The 1,457-nt window shown below is 49.6% G+C and carries 1 protein-coding gene; it reads left to right on the top strand.

Annotation, left to right across the window (positions count from 1 at the left end; all coding sequences use genetic code 11):
• Window positions 1–83 precede the first annotated feature (83 nt).
• Window positions 84–1,457, top strand: a 1,374-nt coding sequence (locus PSI15_RS17975; protein WP_273584703.1) for an IS4 family transposase, incomplete at its 3' end; no start/stop codon positions are given.

The raw sequence follows: 1,457 nt of genomic DNA, 5'->3' as shown, positions 1-1,457 counted from the left end.
TTCAATAAAAATTGAGGGATTTTTTTGAACGTTTGCCTCAATGATAGATCTCAGTATAAAACCATAAATTAAGGTAAACTGGCATGTTTTTAACGGATGCGGAACAATGGGCAAAAGACATATTCTCCCGGGCAAATTTAGGCGATTACCGACGGACAACACGCTTGGTTAAGTTCACATCATCGCTCGCTAATCATATAGGACAATCGATTGTGCAATCGCTAAAAACACCGGCCGATATTGAAGCGGCTTATCGCTTTATTCGTAATGGAAATATTGACGCGGGGTCGATAGCAGAGGCGGGCTTTGCTGCCACGGCGGAGCAGGCCAAATCCTATGATTGCCTGCTCGCACTGGAAGACACCACCACACTGAGTTTCACGCACGAGACCGTCAGGGACGAGATGGGGTATACCTCTTCCCACCCAAAACCCACGGGAATGCTGGCGCACTCAGTCCTGCTTTTTTCGCCGGGTCAACAACACGTTGTGGGGTTGATTGAGCAAAAACGCTGGGTGAGAGAAATCAGGGATTATGGCAAGAAAAAACAACGTCATAGCCGCGCTTATGAGGAAAAAGAAAGCCATAAGTGGGAAGCGGCTTCACGGGCAATGGCAGCCCGTCTGGGTCCCGATATGGCGAAGGTCATTAGCGTCTGTGATCGTGAGTCAGATGTCATTGAATACCTGACCTATAAGATCATGAATCAACATCGTTTTGTTATCCGCTCAATGCAAGACCGCCGTCTGGAAGAAAGTGAAGAAACGTTGTACACCTTTAATGAGGCTTTACAACCTGCGGGAGAAAGAAGGGTTCACGTTGCCCAGCGTGGTGATCGCAAGGCGCGCGAGGCTATTTGTGAAGTCCGTTATGCCCCTGTGACCGTCAAAAGGCCGGTTCAAAAACCCGGAGAGTCGATCGCGCTGTACTATGTGTCCTGTCAGGAAATCAACCAGGATAAAGCCCTTTGTTGGCACCTGCTGACGTCAGAGCCCGTGCACAATCAGGAAGAGGCCCAACGGGTACTGGATTACTATGAAAAACGCTGGCTGATTGAGGAGTTCCACAAGGCGTGGAAAAGCAGTGGAACACAGGTTGAAGGGTTGCGAATGCAAAGTAAGGATAACCTGGAAAAAATGGTTGTCATACTCGCGTTTATCGCCGTACGGGTCCATCAACTGCGCTATCTTGGCTTGAACAGGAAAGAAGCGGAACAGCAAAGCTGTGAAACGCTCCTGAGTCCACTGGCGTGGAGGTTACTCTGGTCGAAGCAGGAGAAGGCAAAGCCCCCTAAAACAGCCCCAAGCCTCTACTGGGCCTATATCAGTCTGGGTAAACTCGCTGGCTGGTATGATTCGAAACGTAACGGTCGCGTTGGGTGGGAAAGGCTGTGGGAAGGCTGGTTTATGCTACAGGCCCTCATTGAAGGTTATTTACTGGCCAAGTCTCTTGATCTC

The organism is Xenorhabdus sp. PR6a (assembly GCF_028599065.1).
Taxonomy (GTDB): domain Bacteria; phylum Pseudomonadota; class Gammaproteobacteria; order Enterobacterales; family Enterobacteriaceae; genus Xenorhabdus; species Xenorhabdus doucetiae.
The sequence above is the reverse complement of the archived record's forward strand: the minus strand, read 5'-3'. Positions and strand labels throughout refer to the sequence as shown.